The following is a 15,026-nucleotide window of genomic DNA, read 5'->3' as shown; positions in this document are numbered from 1 at the left end:
ATTGCGCGCGTGGCCAGTCTTTCGCAGTGGATAGAGGGCGCCCGACCGCGGACCCTCCCGAATGCAGTCGCTCCCGTGCTGGCAGGTACCGGTGCCGCCGCCTGGGTCGGCGGTGAGGTGTGGTGGAAAGCGGCTCTGGCCCTTGTGGTTTCGATATCGCTGATCATCGGGGTCAACTACGCCAACGACTACTCCGACGGCATCCGCGGCACCGATGACGACCGGTCCGGGCCGGTCCGCCTGGTCGGCGCCAAGTTGGCCTCCCCACAGGCGGTGCTGGCGGCGGCCGTGATCAGCCTGTCCATCGGCGCCGGTGCCGGCCTGGCGCTGGCCCTGGTCAGTCAGCCGTGGCTGATCGCCGTCGGCGCGGCGTGCATCGCCGGCGCCTGGCTGTACACCGGCGGCACCAACCCGTACGGCTATCGCGGGCTCGGCGAGGTCGCGGTGTTCGTGTTCTTCGGGCTGGTCGCCGTGCTCGGCACGCAGTACACGCAGGCCCTGCGGGTCGACTGGGTGGGACTCGTGCTCGCCATCGCGGTCGGGTCGTTGTCGTCGGCGGTGTTGGTGGCCAACAACCTTCGCGACATCCCCACTGATCAGGTCTCGGGCAAGATCACGCTCGCGGTGCGGCTCGGCGACGCCCGCACCCGCCAGCTGTTCCAGGTGCTGACGCTGCTGCCGTTCGTGCTGACCGCGGTCCTGACGCTCGCGACCCCGTGGTGCCTGGTCGGCTTCGCGGCGGCACCGCTGGCGGTCCGCGCGGCCAAGCCCGTGCGCTCAGATCTCGGCGGTCGCGAGCTGATCCCCGTGCTCAAGGACACCGGGCTGACGATGCTGGTGTGGGCCGCCCTGATCACCGCGGTGCTGGTGGCGGTCAAGCCCTAGCCCGAGCGGCGTCAGTCGCCGGCGGAATCCTCGCCGTGCAACCGGGCCTGCAGCTGCTCGCGCTCGGCGCGGCGACGCTCGTCGACGGCGGCGATCCCGGCGGTGGCCCGGCGGCGCAGCGGAGCGAACAGCCAGATGCCCAGCGGCATGCCGAGAACCAGCGCGAACAGCAGCGCCACCATGGCCGGGAAATCACGGATACCCAGCAACGCGACGACACCGAAGATCGCGCCGGCAATCACCGCTACCAGCAGCAGGCGGGCGAGCGCGTAGAGAAAAACGTCGAGCAGCAAACGTGGCATGGACGGGGTGGCGGGCGCATCAGACACCGCACGAGTTTACCGACGGACGCGTATATTCGAATAAAGGAGGTTTTACGTGCAGTTCCTGCTCCTGATCACGCTGCTGGCGCTGTTGGCCTACGTGGGCTGGCGCGCCACTCGCGCCACGGCCGCGCGGCCGACCACGCGCGTCATCGGCCCGGATGACGATCCGGAATTCCTGCGCCGGCTCGGTTCGTAGCGACTCTCTACAGCGACAGCGGAAATCCGTCGGCGACGGCCACGGCCAATTCCAGCAACGCATCCCTGGTGTCCGGCCGAAGCCGGTCCAGACTGACCTCGGCACCCTCCTCCAGGTGCGGGTCGAACGGCACCACCTGCACCGCCCGGCACCGGCGGCCGAAGTGGTCGACCACCTTGCGCAGATCGACCTTGCCGGACCGCGGACGCACGGCGTTTACCACCGCGACGGCGTTGCGCACCAGTTCCTGATGACCGTGGGCGTCGAGCCAGTCGAGCGTCGCCGCGGCACTGCGGGCGCCGTCGACCGAGCCTGAGCTGATCACGACGAGCACGTCGGCGTGCGCGAGCACCGCACCCATGGCCGAATGCAGCATGCCGGTGCCACAGTCCGTCAGCACCAGCCGGTAGTACGGCTCCAGTACCGCCAGCGTGCGGGCGTAATCCTCGGAGCTGAACGCCTCCGACACCGCCGGGTCGCTCTCCGAGGCCAGCACCTCGAGCTGGCTCTCACCGCGCGAGGTGTAGTTGCGGACATCGCTGTAGCTGGAGATGCCCTCGGCATCGCGCAGAAGATGACGGACCGTCGCCGGCGTCTCCAGCGGCACCTTCTGACTGAGGGTGCCGCGGTCCGGGTTGGCATCCACCGCGATGACGCGGTCGCCGCGGATCGACGCGAACGTCGCCCCCAGCGTCGCGGTGATGGTCGTCTTCCCGACGCCGCCCTTGAGGGACAGCACCGCGATCCGGTAGCAGTCCCGCAGCGGTCGGTTGATCTGTGCGGTCAACCGGTTGCGGTGCAGGGTCTTGGGGCTGTCGCCGGGATTGAGCAGGGTTCCGGTCGCGTAGTACAGCGCCTTGCGCCAGCCGGTCGACGGTGCGCGGCTCGGGCGGCTCAGCAGCGCGACCGTGGCGGGGTCCAGGCTCCGCGGCTTCGCGGGTGTCGGCGCCAGGACAGGTGTCACCGCATGTGCGATGACGATGCGGGCCTCCGGCGCCGCGGTGGGCGTGGCGGCAGCGACGGGATCGGCCGGGTCCTTGAACCGGCCCTGGGCGCGGAATGAAGGCACGATCAGCCCCGACATCTGATGGCTCAGCCGACGCCGGCGTACGAATGCAGGCCGACGGTCACCAGGTTGATGAAGAACAGGTTGAACACCATCGCGACGAAGCCGACGACGTTGATCCACGCGGCCTTCTTGTCGCGCCAGCCCGCGGTGGATCGGGCGTGCAGGTAGGCGGCGTAGACGACCCACGCGACGAACGACACCGTCTCCTTGGGGTCCCAGCCCCAGTAGCGGCCCCAGGCCTCCTCGGCCCAGATGGCCCCGAAGATGACGCCGAACCCGAAGATCGGGAACGCGAAGATGGTGGTGCGGTAGGCGATGCGGTCCAGGGTCTGGGCATCCGGCAGGCGCTGGATCATCCGGCCGAACCCGTTGTCCTGATGTGCCAGCGGCGACATCTTGAGCAGGAACAGGATGCTGGCGACGCCGGCGACCAGGAAGACGCCGGAGCCGAGGCTGACGACCGAGACGTGGATGGGCAACCAGTACGACTGCAGCGCGGGCATCACCGGCGCGGCGTTGGTGTACAGGTACTTGACCGACACCGCCAGCAGGATCAGCTCGGGCACCAGGACGAAGACCCACAGCGCCCGGTACTGCGGCTTGCGCATCACGATCGACGCTGCGACCAGCCCACAGAAGCTGGTCAGGTTGATGAACTCGTACATGTTGCCCCACGGCACGCGCATGGTGGCCAGACCGCGCAACACGATGCAGACGAACAACATGGCGATGCCGACGTACACCAGCGCGAGCCCGACACGGCCGATGCGCTCGTCAACAGAGCGGGTGGGTGCGTCGACGATGACGCCTGGGATGGTGCTGTTCGCGCCTACGCCCGCACCGACCAGCTCTCGGGTCTCTACCTTCCGGCCACGGCTCGACGCCAGCTCGACGGCCAGCAAGACGAAAGCCAGGCACAGCACCGTCCAGGAACTGAAGAATGCCCAGTCCGAGTACCGGGCCAGGTCGATGTCGATGTGCTCTGTGTTCATCGCTTGTCCTCAATCAACCGCTCTGTGAGCTTTTCGAACTCGTCGCCCCACCCCGAGTTGTCCGTGCGGGCCAGGCCGCCGAGCTCGACGTTGACGGTACCCGGCCCGGCCGACACGATCCGAATCCAAACCCGGCGGCGGCGCACCACCAACGACACCAGCAGCCCGGCCATCATGGTCAGCGCGAACACGAGCACCCACACCTGCGCCGGGTCGTGCGACACCTGCACGTTGATGAACGGCACCGCGCCGTCGAACTTGATGACGGTGCCGTCGTCCAGCTTGGTCTGCTCGCCGGCCTTGAGGTTGACGCGCGCCTGCTTGGTGAGCCGCTTCTGGTCGATCAGCCGGGGGTCGAGCGAGAACAGCGACTGCGGGCGGCCGCTGTCGAGCCCGGTGTCGCCGCGGTAGATGTCGATGGCCACCGCGGGCGCGTTCATCGCCGGGAAGCTCGAGGACAGCAGCTTGCCGTCGAGTTCGGCGGTCGGGGCGAACAGGCCCTGGATGGCGATCTGGTGCTTGCGCCGCTCGCGGTCGTCGGGATAACTGCCGCCCGACGGGTCGATGCGCGCGACACCCGAGGACAGCAGCGTCAGCGCGTTCTCGGGCTTCCACTGCACCGTCGACGTGCGGGTCTGGCCGTTCGGGAACGTGACGGTGAACGTCGGCGCGTAGCCGTGGCCCTGCAGGTAGATGCGCTCGCCGCCGATCCGCAGCGGGTGGTTGACCTCCAGCCGGTACGGCCGCCAGGTGCCGCTGACCAGGTCGGCGCCGTCCTGGTAGTCGATGTTCGCCGCGAATGCCGTGGCCTGCCCGCTCGGCAGGTACCGGGCGTCGAAGTCGTGGACCCGCAGGCAGCTGGGGTGCAGTGAGGTGCCGTCGACGACGTTGCCGGCGCGGAACGAGTCGAACGCGGCCGGGGAGGCCGAGCAGAATCCGGGCCCGCCGTCGGCGATGACGATGACGTTGCCCTCGTAGCCGAACATCTTGCCGAACGCGATGGCCACCAGCAGGCCCAGCAGCGAGAAGTGGAAGACGATATTGCCGAACTCGCGCAGGTAGCCCTTCTCGGCCGAAATCTCGCGAGTGCCGTCGTCGAGCGTGCGAGTGGTCTGGCGCCAGCCCTTGAGCCGCTTCGCCATCCGGTCGGCGACGGCGTCCGGCTCACCCGGCACGGAGGCCTGCGCGTGCTTGGGCAGCCGCGCCAGGTTCCGCGGCGCCGGCACCGGGACGGCGCGCAGGCTGCGGATGTGCTCGATCATGCGGGGCGTCAGGCAGCCCACGAGCGAGATGAACAGCAGCACGTAGATCGAGGTGAACCAGAAGCTCGAGAACACCGAGAAGGCCTGCACCTTGTCGAGCCACGGCCCGATCGTCGGATGCTGCGCCAGGTATTCGTCGACCTTGCCGGCGTTGAGCGAACGCTGCGGCAGCAGCGCACCCGGGATGGCGCCGAGCGCCAGCAGGAACAGCAGCACCAGGGCGGTGCCCATCGACGTCAGCGTCCGCCAGGTGTTGCGGAACAGTGCGACCACCCGGGAGATCGGGCCGGAGCGGCGGGTCTGGCCGCCCGACACGGCGTCGGGTGCGGAAACGTCGGTCATATCGGGAGCCTTGCGTTGCTGACGAAGGCGTCGCGCACCCATGAGGTGAAGTCGTTCCACACCCCGGTGACCAGCGCGGTGCCGACGACGATCAGCAGCAGACCGCCGAAGATCTGGATGGCGCGGGTGTGCCGGCGCAGCCAGCCCAGGCCCTGCACGGCGCGGGCCGATCCGAAGGCCAAGAGCACGAACGGAATGCCGAGACCCAGGCAGTACGCGATCACCAGCGCGACGCCGCGGGCGACGCTGGCGCCGTCACTGGCCGAGGCCACCGCGATGACGCCGGTGAGCGTCGGGCCCAGGCACGGCGTCCAGCCCAACCCGAACACCGCGCCCAGCAAGGGCGCGCCGACGACCGTCGACACCTGGCGCGGCGTGAACCGCACCTGACGCTGCAGCGCCGGGACCAGCCCGATGAACACGAGGCCCATCAGCACCGTGACGACGCCGCCGATGCGTTGCAGCAGAAGCTGATTGGCGATGAGGGTCGTGGTCAGCCCGAGCACGGCGACCGCGCCCATGAGGAACACCGCGGTGAAGCCCGCGACGAACAATGCCGCCGCGCCGGCCACGCGCCAGCGGGCGGTACGCACTTTCGTGGTGCCCTCGGTGTCGTCCACCCCGACCACCGCGGCCAGATACGACAGGTACCCCGGCACCAGCGGCACCACGCACGGCGACGCGAACGACACCAGCCCGGCCAGCACGCTGACCCCGAGGGCCACCAAAAGCGGTCCGGCGGCCGCGGTTTCGGCGAAGGAGGTCATGCCTTGCCCTCTTTGGCGAGCCGCTCGACGACGGGCTTGAGGTCGTCGGCCAGCAGCTCCCGCAGGAACACCGCGGCCACCCGGTGCTGACGGTCCAGCACCAGCGTCGACGGGATGACCGTCGTCGGGTACTTGCCGCCGAACGCGATCATGGTGCGCATCGCCGGGTCATAGATGGACGGGAACGTCACCTTGTGGTCGACGACGAAGTCGACGGCGGCCTGCCGGTTGTTGTCCCGGACGTCGATGCCCAGGAACGCGACGCCCTGCGCCTTGGTCTGCTCGTACACCTTCTCCAGCTCGGCGATCTCCGAGCGGCACGGGCCACACCACTGCCCCCACACGTTGATCACCACGACCTGGTCGGAAAAGTCGTCCAGGGACAGGGTTTTCGACGGATCCGTGAGCGACGGTCCCCGCACCGCGCCCGGCTTGCCGCGGCTCGACGGCGGGTCGTAGAAGATGTCGGTCTTGCCGCCCGGCGCCACGAACTCGAAGGTGCCGCCCTGTGCGACGGCGTCGTCACCGGTGGAGCAGCCGACGAGCAACACGGCCGTCGTCAGGACGGCCGCCATCACTGCCCCGGCACGGGCCACCAGCGAAGTCACTGTCCGGCCAGCTCCGCATATCCCCAGCCGACCATCTGGTCGCCGTGGAAGTAGAACGACGTCACCGACGCCAGATTGCACATCCGCTTGGTCGGGAAGTGGTGCAGGTTCTTGCCGAGCATCGCGCGGCGCAGCGTCTCCACCGGCAGCTGATGGCTGACGCACACCGCCTCGTGCCCCATGCCCTTGACCCGCGCCCGGTCCACGGCGGCCGTCATGCGCGCCGCGATGTGCTTGTACGGCTCACCCCATGACGGGGTCTTCGGGTCGCGCAGGTGCCACCAGTTGCGCGGGTCGCGCAGGGCACCGTCACCCGGCGAGACGCGCTGTCCCTCAAACACATTCGTCGACTCGATGAGCTCGGGATCGGTGTCGATCGGCAGGCCGTGCCGGGCGGCGATGGGCGTCGCGGTCTCCTGCGCGCGCTCCAGCGGCGAGGCCACGACGTAGACGATGTCGCGCTCGGCCAGCCACCCGGCGACCGCCTCGGCCTGCGCCTGCCCACGCTCGGAGAGATGAAAATTGGGCTTGCGGCCGTACAGGATCTTGTCCGGGTTGTGCACCTCGCCGTGCCGCATCACGTGCACGATCGTCTTGTCGGTCATGCGGGCTCCTGAGCTTGGGCGGCGGCCTGCGCGGCGGCGGGCAGCGCGTCGGCGATCCGGTCGAACGCAGCGTCGTCGAGCGCGGCCGAGACGAACCAGGTTTCGAAGGCGCTGCACGGCGGGTAGACCCCGGCGTCCAGCAGGGCGTGGAAGAACGCCGGGTAGCGCCAGGTCTCGGTGGCCTTCGCGGTTTTGAAGTCGACGACGTCCCCGTCGCCGAAGAACACCGTCAGGAAGTTCCCGGCGCGCGAAATCCGGTGCGCGACAGAGGCTTCGGTGAGCGCGTCGGTCAGCAGTCCGGACAACCGGTCGGCGTTGACGTCGAGGGCGCGGTAGACGGCTTCGTCGGCGGCGCGCAGCGTGGCCAGGCCCGCGGCCATCGCGACCGGGTTCCCGGACAGCGTCCCGGCCTGGTACACCGGGCCGAGCGGCGCCAGCCGTTCCATCACCTCGGCGCGGCCACCGAACGCCGCGGCGGGCAGGCCGCCGCTCATCACCTTGCCGAAGGTGAACAGGTCGGCCGCGACCGGGTCGAGGCCGTACCAGCCGCCACGGCTGACGCGGAAGCCCGTCATCACCTCGTCGATGATGAGCAGCGCGCCGTGCTCGGCGGTGATCTGCCGCAGCGCGGCGTTGTAGCCCGCGGCCGGCGGGACGGTGCCCATGTTGCCGGGGCTGGCCTCGGTGATGACGCAGGCGATCTGGTCGCCCGCCGCGGCGAACGCCTCCCGCACCGCGTCGAGGTCGTTGTACGGCAGCACGATGGTGTCGGCGGCGGCCGCCCCGGTGACCCCCGGCGACGACGGCAGCCCCAGCGTCGCGACGCCGGAGCCGGCGTCGGCCAGCAGCGCGTCGCTGTGGCCGTGGTAGCAGCCGGAGAACTTGATGATCTTGGGCCGGCCGGTGAAGCCGCGGGCCAGCCGGATGGCGCTCATGGTCGCTTCGGTGCCCGAGTTGACGAAGCGGATGCGTTCGACCGGGGCGACGCGATCGATGATCTCGCGCGCCAGCTCCGTCTCGGCGGGCGTCGGGGCGCCGAACGACAATCCGTTGACGGCGGTGGTCTGCACGGCCTCGACCACGGCGGGGTGGGCGTGGCCAAGGATCATCGGGCCCCATGAGCACACCAGGTCGACGTAGCGGTTGCCGTCGGCGTCGGTCAGCCAGTAGCCGTTGGCCGAGGTGATGAAACGAGGGGTACCGCCGACCGAGCTGAAGGCACGCACTGGCGAGTTGACCCCGCCGGGGATCACGGTCGACGCGTCGGCGAACAGTTTCGCGGAGACGTCGGTAGAGCGCATGGCCACCAGTGTCCCAGCCCGGCGCGAATGGACCAACTACAGGGTGTAGGAGCTGGCTCACGCTGCGGCGGGAGATCGCGCCGATCCCGGCGGTCGCGAGGCGAGGCCCAGGTACCCAGCAGGCCCGGTCAAGTCTGCGACCGACGACCTCGATGCCGCCGAATGTGCAGTCAGCGCTTCGTTTTCACGATTCTTGCGCGCTGGTTGCACATTCGGCGACAACGGCTGACACCGGAGTGGTGCGTGGGTCTGACGCGACGGGTGTGACCCGCGGGCCAGCCCCTAGTTCTGCGGCGTCAGCTTGAACACCGGGTGGTCGGCGTCATCGGGCAGCTCGCGCCAGTACTGGTCGACGACCTTGCCGGCCAGCGGCCGGTACGCCGCGATGATCGGCGCCCGGTCCGCGACCGGAATCTCGCTGGCCAGGTAGTTCGCCTTGCCGAGCGCCACCACCGGGTTCTCCCGGACGTTCTTCACCCACGCCGACTCGCCGCGCGTGGACACCAGGTACTTCACCCCGTCCACCTCCGGCACCACGACCGGGATGCGCTGCGGCACGTGATTGGAGCTACGGGTGACCGTCAGGGTCTGGCTGCCACCGATACCGGTCAGCCGCGCGATGGGGTTGAAGACATGGACGACGAACCACGGCGGCTTGAGGTAGGCCATGGCCAGAGCCTATGGCTACACCGCGCTCAGCGCATCGTCCAGAATGTCCAGCCCGCGCTTGGCGTCGTCGATGCTGATGTTGCACGGCGGCACCAGGTGGAAGCGGTTGTAGTTCATGAACAGCAGCAGGCCGTTCTGCTTGGCCCGTGCGTTGATGGCGCCCATCTCGGGCGACGACCCGCCGTACGGCGCCAGCGGCTCCTTGGTGGCGCGGTCCTTCACCAGCTCGACGGCCCAGAACACACCGAGACCACGGACGTCGCCGATGATGTCGTGCTTCTCGGCGAGCGCCGCCAGGCCCGGTCCGAAGACGTCGGTGCCGATCAGTTCGGCGTTCTCGACGATCTTCTCGTCGTGCATCGCGGTGATGGTCGCGACCGATGCCGCGCACGCCAGCGGGTGGCCCGAGTAGGTGAGCCCGCCGCCGTACGGCTGGTCCAGGAAGCGCTCGAGGATCTTGTCGCTCACGATGACGCCGCCGAGCGGGACGTAACCGGAGTTGACGCCCTTGGCGAAGGTGATGAGGTCGGGGGTGACGCCGTAGTTGTCCAGCGCGAACCACTTACCGGTGCGGCCGAAGCCGGCCATGACCTCGTCGAGGATCATCACGATGCCGTACTGGTCGCACAGCTCGCGCACGCCCTGCAGGTAGCCGGGCGGCGGCGGCATGATGCCGACGGTGCCGGGCACCGACTCGAGGATGATCGCGGCGAACGCGGACGGGCCCTCGAACTCGATGACCGACCGCAGGTGCGCCAGGGCGCGCTCGGACTCTTCCTCCTGCGTCAGCGAATTGAACTGGCTGCGGTACAGGAAGGGCCCGAAGAAGTGCGTGGTGCCCTCGGTGCCGTAGTCGTTGCCCCAGCGGCGGACGTCGCCGGTGAGGTTGACCGTCAGCGCGGTGCCGCCGTGGTAACTGCGGTAGGTCGACAGCGTCTTGTAGCGGCCGGTGAACACGCGCGCCATGCGGATGGCGTGCTCGACGGCGTCGGCGCCGCCGTTGGTGAAGAACACCCGGTTGAAGCCCTCGGGGGCGACCTGGCAGATCAGGTCGGCGGCCGTGGCGCGGGCCTCGTTGGCATGCTGCGGCGCGATGGTGCACAGCTTGGCGGCCTGCTCGGCGATGGCGGCGACGACCTTGGGGTGCTGGTGGCCGATGTTGGTGTAGACGAGCTGGCTCGAGAAATCGAGGAGACGGTTGCCGTCACCGTCGATGAGGTAGCTGCCCTCGGCGCCGGTGAAGACCATCGGATCGAGCTTCCCCTGGGCCGACCACGAGTGGAATACGCGGCTGCGCTCCAGGTCATAGATCCGGCGGGCGTCAGCGTTGGCGGGCGCAGGCATGCATTCCTCCTCGAAGATGAATCAGCGGGTTACGGACTGGTGTGCGACACCGCGTCGTCGCCGCTACCGGTCGGTAACTTTACTCGCTCCCCTGGCCGCCCCAACCACGATGGCGCACGATGGGGACATGCAGATTCCGCAGTCGGTCGCACGCTTCAACCGTCGGGTCACCAACCCCATCCAGCGGCTGTGGGCGGGCCGCGCGCCGACGTTCGGCATCCTCGAGCACGTCGGGCGTAAGTCCGGCAAGACGTTCCGCACCCCGCTGACGGTGTTCACCACCGCCGACGGTTTCGCCATCCTGCTGACCTACGGCCCCGACCGTGACTGGCTCAAGAACATCACCAAGGCCGGCGGCGGCAAACTGACCCGGCGCGGCCAGACGTACGACGTCGTCGACCCGCGCGTGGTGAGCAAGGAGGACGCCGCCCCGCTCATCACCGGATCGCTGCGTAAGGTGTTCCCGCGCTTGCCTTTTGAGCAGGCCGTGCTGTTGCGCCGGGCCTAGTCGCCGCGCGTCTCGTCGAGCACCTGCTGCACCACGCGCATCGCGCTCAGCGCCGCGGGCGCGCCGCAATAGCCGGTGGCGTGGATGATCGCCTCGACGATCTCGTCACGGGTGAGGCCGTTGTTGAGCCCGCCCCGGACGTGGCCGGCGAGTTCTTCATGGGCCCGCAGCGCCGTCAGCATGCCGAGGTTGAGCAAGCTGCGGTCGCGGCGGCTCAGTCCCGGCCGGTTCCACACCGCGTCCCACACGTGCTCGGTGACGAAGCGCTGGATCGGTTCCGATTCGGTGCCGCTGGTGCGGGCCAGTGCGCGGTCGACGAACTCGTCGCCCATCACCTGACGGCGGGTGGCGATTCCGGCGTCGAACGCCGAAGCTGGCTCGCTGGTCATCTCTGGGCCTTTCTCTCGGGTGGCTGCGGCAGACCGTAGCGCAGCGCGACCGGAACCGAATTCGGTGAACAGAACGCGATACCGGTCGCGAGTGACCCAGCTCTCAATTAGGTTCATGCCCGATCCACCCTCACAGCCAACTGTCAGGAGCCCTCGGTGCCCGAAACCGACCGTCCCGAGAGGGTTGCCCCCACCGGGGAGCAGTTCCTCGCCATGCAGGCCAGCCCCGAGTTCCAGGAGTTGCGAACCAGGCTGCGCCGCTTCGTGTTTCCGATGACCGCGTTCTTCCTGCTGTGGTACGGCCTCTACGTCGCGCTCGGCGCCTTCGCCCATGACTTCATGGCCATCCGGGTGTTCGGCAACATCAATGTCGGGCTGCTGATCGGGCTGGGTCAGTTCCTGACGACGTAAGTGATCACCGGGCTGTACGTGCGCTTCGCCAACCGCGAGCTCGACCCGCGGGCTGCCGCCATCCGTGAAGAACTCGAGGGCGCCTGATGACCACCACCGTGCTGGCCGCCGCCACCGTCGGCAACCCCGTCGCCAACATCGGCATCTTCAGCGTGTTCGTCGTCGTCACGATGGTCGTGGTCATCAAGGCCAGCAAGCGCAATGCCACCGCCGACGAGTTCTTCACCGGCGGCCGCGGTTTCTCCGGCCCGCAGAACGGCATCGCCATCGCGGGCGACTACCTGTCGGCCGCGAGCTTCCTCGGCATCGCCGGCGCCATCGCCGTCTACGGCTATGACGGCTTCCTGTACTCCATCGGCTTCCTCGTCGCCTGGCTCGTGGCGCTACTGCTCGTCGCCGAATTACTGCGCAACACAGGCAGATTCACCATGGCCGACGTGCTGAGCTTCCGGCTCAGGCAGCGCCCGGTCCGGCTGGCCGCGGCCACGTCGACGCTGACGGTGTCGCTGTTCTACCTGCTGGCCCAGATGGCCGGGGCGGGCGGCCTGGTCGCGCTGCTGCTCGACGTGAAGAGCCGGGGCGGCCAATCGATCGTGATCGCGGTCGTCGGCGTCCTGATGATCGTCTACGTGCTGGTCGGCGGCATGAAGGGCACGACGTGGGTGCAGATCATCAAGGCCGTGCTGCTGATCACCGGTGCCGCCCTGATGACGGTCATGGTGCTCGGCAAGTTCGGGTTCAACTTCTCCGACATCCTCGGTTCGGCCCAGTCGGCCATCTCGCACGCCACCACCAAGGGCGTCTCCAGCCGCGACGTCCTGGCGCCCGGCGCGCAGTACGGCGGTTCCCTCACCTCGAAGATCAACTTCGTCTCGCTGGCACTGGCGCTGGTGCTGGGCACCGCGGGCCTGCCACACGTGCTGATGCGCTTCTACACCGTGCCGACCGCGAAAGAGGCACGGCGGTCGGTGGTTTGGGCCATCGCGCTGATCGGTGCCTTCTACCTGTTCACGCTGGTGCTCGGCTATGGCGCCGCCGCCCTGGTGGGACCGGACCGCATCCTCAAGGCCGCCGGCGGCGTGAACTCCGCGGCCCCGCTGCTGGCGTTCGAACTCGGCGGCGTGATCCTGCTCGGCGTCATCTCGGCGGTGGCATTCGCGACGATCCTCGCGGTCGTGGCAGGCCTGACCATCACCGCGTCGGCGTCCTTCGCACATGACATCTACGCCTCGGTTCTCAAGTCCCACAAGGTGACCGAGGACGAGCAGGTGCGGGTGTCCCGGATCACGGCGGTCGTGCTGGGCGTGTTCGCGATCGGGCTCGGCATCCTCGCCAACGGTCAGAACGTGGCATTCCTGGTGGCCCTGGCATTCGCTGTGGCGGCCGCGGCCAACCTGCCGACGATCCTGTACTCGCTGTACTGGAAGCGGTTCAACACCCGCGGCGCGCTGTGGAGCATGTACGGCGGCCTGATCTCGACCATCGTGCCGATCGTCTTCTCCCCCGCGGTATCGGGCAGCAAGACGGCGATGATCCCGGGTGCGGACTTCGCGTACTTCCCGCTGGCCAACCCGGGCATCGTGTCCATCCCACTGGCGTTCGTGCTCGGCATCATCGGCACGCTGACGTCGTCGGACACCGGGGATCCCGAACTGGCCGCCGAGATGGAGGTGCGGTCACTGACCGGGGTGGGCGCCGAGAAGCCCGTCGCGCACTAGCCCCGCACGGGCGAGTTCGTCCGCAACGCCGCGGGCAGGCTCGGCACGAAATGCCGTGCGGCGAAAGCCCGGATCTCCTCGGCACTGTCGAGCGCCTCGACACTGGGCAGCAGCAGCACCATCGCCGCGTAGCGCAGGATGGTGTCGGCGAGGTCGTTGACGGCCTGTTCGCCGATGCGGTCGGCGAAACCCTCGGGGAAGATGACGCGCAGCGCCGCCGCCATCCGGCCGACGGCGGCCCCGTAGTGCCGCTGCATGAGCTCGATGACGAGCGCGGGCTCGTCGATCATCATCCGGTTGAGCACGCGGTGCCGCCGGAAGCGCAGGATCGACAGCGTGAATGCCTCGACGTACAGATCCGATTGGGGCCCGGCGTTTTTCAGCTCGCGGGCGATGTCGTCGAACAGCACGACGTTCTCCCGTTCGACGACGGCGGCCACCAGCTCGTCACGGTTGGCGAACCGCCGGTAGATGGTGGTGCGGCTGACACCGGCGCGGCGCGCCACGTCATCGAGGGCGACGCGGCGGAAGCCGTGCTGCTCGAACTCGACGAGCGCGGCGTCGAGGATCGCGGCCGTCGCGTCAGCGGGCACGCGCATAGCCCTTCTGCGCAAAGCTGTTGTACCGCACCGACATCGGCAACCGGTCCCACACCCAGTTCACCGGCTTGCTGCGCCAGGCCGCGGCGAACAACTGGTAGGCGCGTTCCTGCCGGTCGGACCAGGGCAGCTCCAGCAGGTCCCGCGCCCGCGGGGGGAGGCCGCCGGTGGTGAGGAACGCCGCGACAGGGTTGAACACCACCGCGATGACGCGCCACACCGCCGGGTTGACGGCCTTGGGCGCCGGAAAGCCCTTGGTCACATAGCCGACGCCGTACCGGGCCGTCTTGTGCGGCACCGCGACCTCGTTGATCATCCGGTCCCAGTACTCCTCGAACTCGGCGTAGGTGGCCGGCATGGGCCGGTCGCTGACGCCGTAGCGGCGGTACCAGGTCTTCGACTCGAGGTAGATCTGTTCCTTCTCGGCGTCGGTCAGCCGCTTGACGAAGGTGTCCGCGAAATACAGCACCTGCTCGACGAATGTCGCGTGCGCCCAGTAGTACGTCTCCGGGTCGAGGGCGTGGTAGCGGCTGCCGTCGGGCATGTCGCCCTTGATCTCGCGGTGGAAGTCGCGGACCTGCGTGCCGGTGTTGTCGTCGTCGGTGCCGTAGACGGTGCGGAAGATCGGCGGCAGCGACCGCTTGATGCGCGCCGAGGTGTCCGCGAAGAACACCGAATGGTCCAGCACGCCCTGGCCCAGCTGGGCGAGCATGTTCTGCAGGACCGCCGGCCGCGGGCCGATCAGGTACATCCGGTTGTCGCCGAAGTACTTCCACACCAGCGAGTCCGGCCCCAGGGGCAGGGCGTCGACTTTCCCCGTCGCTCCGCTCGCCCCGGCGACGAGCTCAGACTGCTCCGCAAGTTCGGTCATGCGGAACAGTGTTACAAATTTTGCACTCTGTAACAACCCCTGCTCCCGCCATTTCCCGCGAGCGTCCGTGTCTGCGGACGACACGCCGTCACCTGCGTACAAAAACGTCCCGCTCAGACGTGCCGAGCGGGACATTCGTGTACATCAGATGCGCCGTGCCACAG

General features: G+C 68.7%; 17 protein-coding genes and 1 pseudogene. 5 read left to right on the top strand and 13 right to left on the bottom strand.

Annotated elements, in window-relative coordinates; genetic code table 11:
• Window positions 1–9 precede the first annotated feature (9 nt).
• On the top strand, window positions 10–885 hold the full coding sequence (locus ACJH6J_RS07810; protein WP_406784788.1) for a 1,4-dihydroxy-2-naphthoate polyprenyltransferase: 876 nt from the start codon (window positions 10–12) through the stop codon (window positions 883–885).
• An 11-nt stretch (window positions 886–896) separates the two neighbouring features.
• Here ACJH6J_RS07810 and ACJH6J_RS07805 read toward each other — a convergent pair whose 3' ends face one another.
• Window positions 897–1,187 carry a DUF4229 domain-containing protein gene (locus ACJH6J_RS07805; RefSeq protein WP_020101231.1) on the bottom strand — a complete coding sequence of 97 codons (291 nt, stop codon included), beginning with the start codon at window positions 1,185–1,187 and terminating at the stop codon, window positions 897–899.
• 76 nt (window positions 1,188–1,263) lie between these two features.
• On the opposite strand from ACJH6J_RS07805, the gene ACJH6J_RS07800 reads away from it, so the two are divergent.
• Entirely contained in the window at window positions 1,264–1,407 is a 144-nt protein-coding gene (locus tag ACJH6J_RS07800) for a hypothetical protein (protein ID WP_020101230.1), read from the top strand.
• A gap of 7 nt (window positions 1,408–1,414) precedes the next feature.
• Here the strand turns inward: ACJH6J_RS07800 and ACJH6J_RS07795 are convergent, their stop codons facing one another.
• From ACJH6J_RS07795 to ACJH6J_RS07755, 9 genes are all read right to left on the bottom strand, one after another.
• On the bottom strand, window positions 1,415–2,491 hold the full coding sequence (locus ACJH6J_RS07795) for an AAA family ATPase (RefSeq protein ID WP_406774337.1): 1,077 nt from the start codon (window positions 2,489–2,491) through the stop codon (window positions 1,415–1,417).
• A gap of 8 nt (window positions 2,492–2,499) precedes the next feature.
• Window positions 2,500–3,468, bottom strand: a complete 969-nt coding sequence (ccsB, locus tag ACJH6J_RS07790; protein WP_212807038.1) for a c-type cytochrome biogenesis protein CcsB — start codon at window positions 3,466–3,468, stop codon at window positions 2,500–2,502.
• Window positions 3,465–4,961, bottom strand: a complete 1,497-nt coding sequence (locus ACJH6J_RS07785; RefSeq protein WP_406803796.1) for a cytochrome c biogenesis protein ResB — start codon at window positions 4,959–4,961, stop codon at window positions 3,465–3,467. The genes ccsB and ACJH6J_RS07785 overlap by 4 nt, the downstream gene beginning before the upstream one ends.
• A gap of 107 nt (window positions 4,962–5,068) precedes the next feature.
• Window positions 5,069–5,839 carry a cytochrome c biogenesis CcdA family protein gene (locus tag ACJH6J_RS07780; protein WP_406784787.1) on the bottom strand — a complete coding sequence of 257 codons (771 nt, stop codon included), beginning with the start codon at window positions 5,837–5,839 and terminating at the stop codon, window positions 5,069–5,071.
• Window positions 5,836–6,414: a TlpA disulfide reductase family protein gene (locus tag ACJH6J_RS07775; protein ID WP_406784817.1), complete on the bottom strand. Its 579-nt coding sequence runs from the start codon at window positions 6,412–6,414 to the stop codon at window positions 5,836–5,838. Before ACJH6J_RS07775 ends, ACJH6J_RS07780 begins: the two co-directional genes overlap by 4 nt.
• A gap of 29 nt (window positions 6,415–6,443) precedes the next feature.
• Window positions 6,444–7,052, bottom strand: coding sequence for a histidine phosphatase family protein (locus ACJH6J_RS07770; protein WP_406774334.1), 609 nt, complete (start codon window positions 7,050–7,052; stop codon window positions 6,444–6,446).
• On the bottom strand, window positions 7,049–8,353 hold the full coding sequence (gene hemL, locus ACJH6J_RS07765) for a glutamate-1-semialdehyde 2,1-aminomutase (protein WP_406774333.1): 1,305 nt from the start codon (window positions 8,351–8,353) through the stop codon (window positions 7,049–7,051). Before hemL ends, ACJH6J_RS07770 begins: the two co-directional genes overlap by 4 nt.
• Window positions 8,354–8,635: 282 nt before the next feature.
• On the bottom strand, window positions 8,636–9,022 hold the full coding sequence (locus tag ACJH6J_RS07760) for a nitroreductase family deazaflavin-dependent oxidoreductase (protein WP_212807043.1): 387 nt from the start codon (window positions 9,020–9,022) through the stop codon (window positions 8,636–8,638).
• Window positions 9,023–9,037: 15 nt separating this feature from the next.
• Window positions 9,038–10,366 (bottom strand): aspartate aminotransferase family protein, encoded by a 1,329-nt coding sequence (locus ACJH6J_RS07755; RefSeq protein ID WP_406774332.1) that lies wholly within the window; start codon window positions 10,364–10,366, stop codon window positions 9,038–9,040.
• Between the two features lie 127 nt (window positions 10,367–10,493).
• Here ACJH6J_RS07755 and ACJH6J_RS07750 point away from each other — a divergent pair, with 127 nt between their 5' ends.
• Complete coding sequence (locus ACJH6J_RS07750) at window positions 10,494–10,874, top strand: nitroreductase family deazaflavin-dependent oxidoreductase (RefSeq protein ID WP_064979305.1); 381 nt, start codon at window positions 10,494–10,496, stop codon at window positions 10,872–10,874.
• Here the strand turns inward: ACJH6J_RS07750 and ACJH6J_RS07745 are convergent.
• Window positions 10,871–11,263, bottom strand: coding sequence for a carboxymuconolactone decarboxylase family protein (locus ACJH6J_RS07745; RefSeq protein WP_212807045.1), 393 nt, complete (start codon window positions 11,261–11,263; stop codon window positions 10,871–10,873). The genes ACJH6J_RS07750 and ACJH6J_RS07745 overlap by 4 nt on opposite strands.
• 156 nt (window positions 11,264–11,419) lie before the next feature.
• Between ACJH6J_RS07745 and ACJH6J_RS07740 the strand changes: the two are divergent.
• Window positions 11,420–11,761, top strand: a pseudogene (locus ACJH6J_RS07740) (DUF485 domain-containing protein).
• Window positions 11,761–13,392, top strand: a complete 1,632-nt coding sequence (locus ACJH6J_RS07735) for a cation acetate symporter (protein WP_406774331.1) — start codon at window positions 11,761–11,763, stop codon at window positions 13,390–13,392. The pseudogene ACJH6J_RS07740 and the gene ACJH6J_RS07735 overlap by 1 nt, the downstream one beginning before the upstream one ends.
• On the opposite strand, the gene ACJH6J_RS07730 is transcribed toward ACJH6J_RS07735, so the two are convergent.
• Entirely contained in the window at window positions 13,389–13,991 is a 603-nt protein-coding gene (locus ACJH6J_RS07730; protein WP_406774330.1) for a TetR/AcrR family transcriptional regulator, read from the bottom strand. The two genes, ACJH6J_RS07735 and ACJH6J_RS07730, sit on opposite strands and share 4 nt — an antisense overlap.
• Window positions 13,975–14,862, bottom strand: a complete 888-nt coding sequence (locus tag ACJH6J_RS07725) for an oxygenase MpaB family protein (RefSeq protein WP_346417163.1) — start codon at window positions 14,860–14,862, stop codon at window positions 13,975–13,977. The genes ACJH6J_RS07730 and ACJH6J_RS07725 overlap by 17 nt, the downstream gene beginning before the upstream one ends.
• Window positions 14,863–15,026: the final 164 nt, after the last annotated feature.

The organism is Mycobacterium sp. SMC-18 (genome assembly GCF_045310895.1).
Taxonomy (GTDB): Bacteria; Actinomycetota; Actinomycetes; order Mycobacteriales; family Mycobacteriaceae; genus Mycobacterium.
Note: the sequence above shows the minus strand (reverse complement) of the source record. Positions and strands in the feature narration are given on the sequence as shown.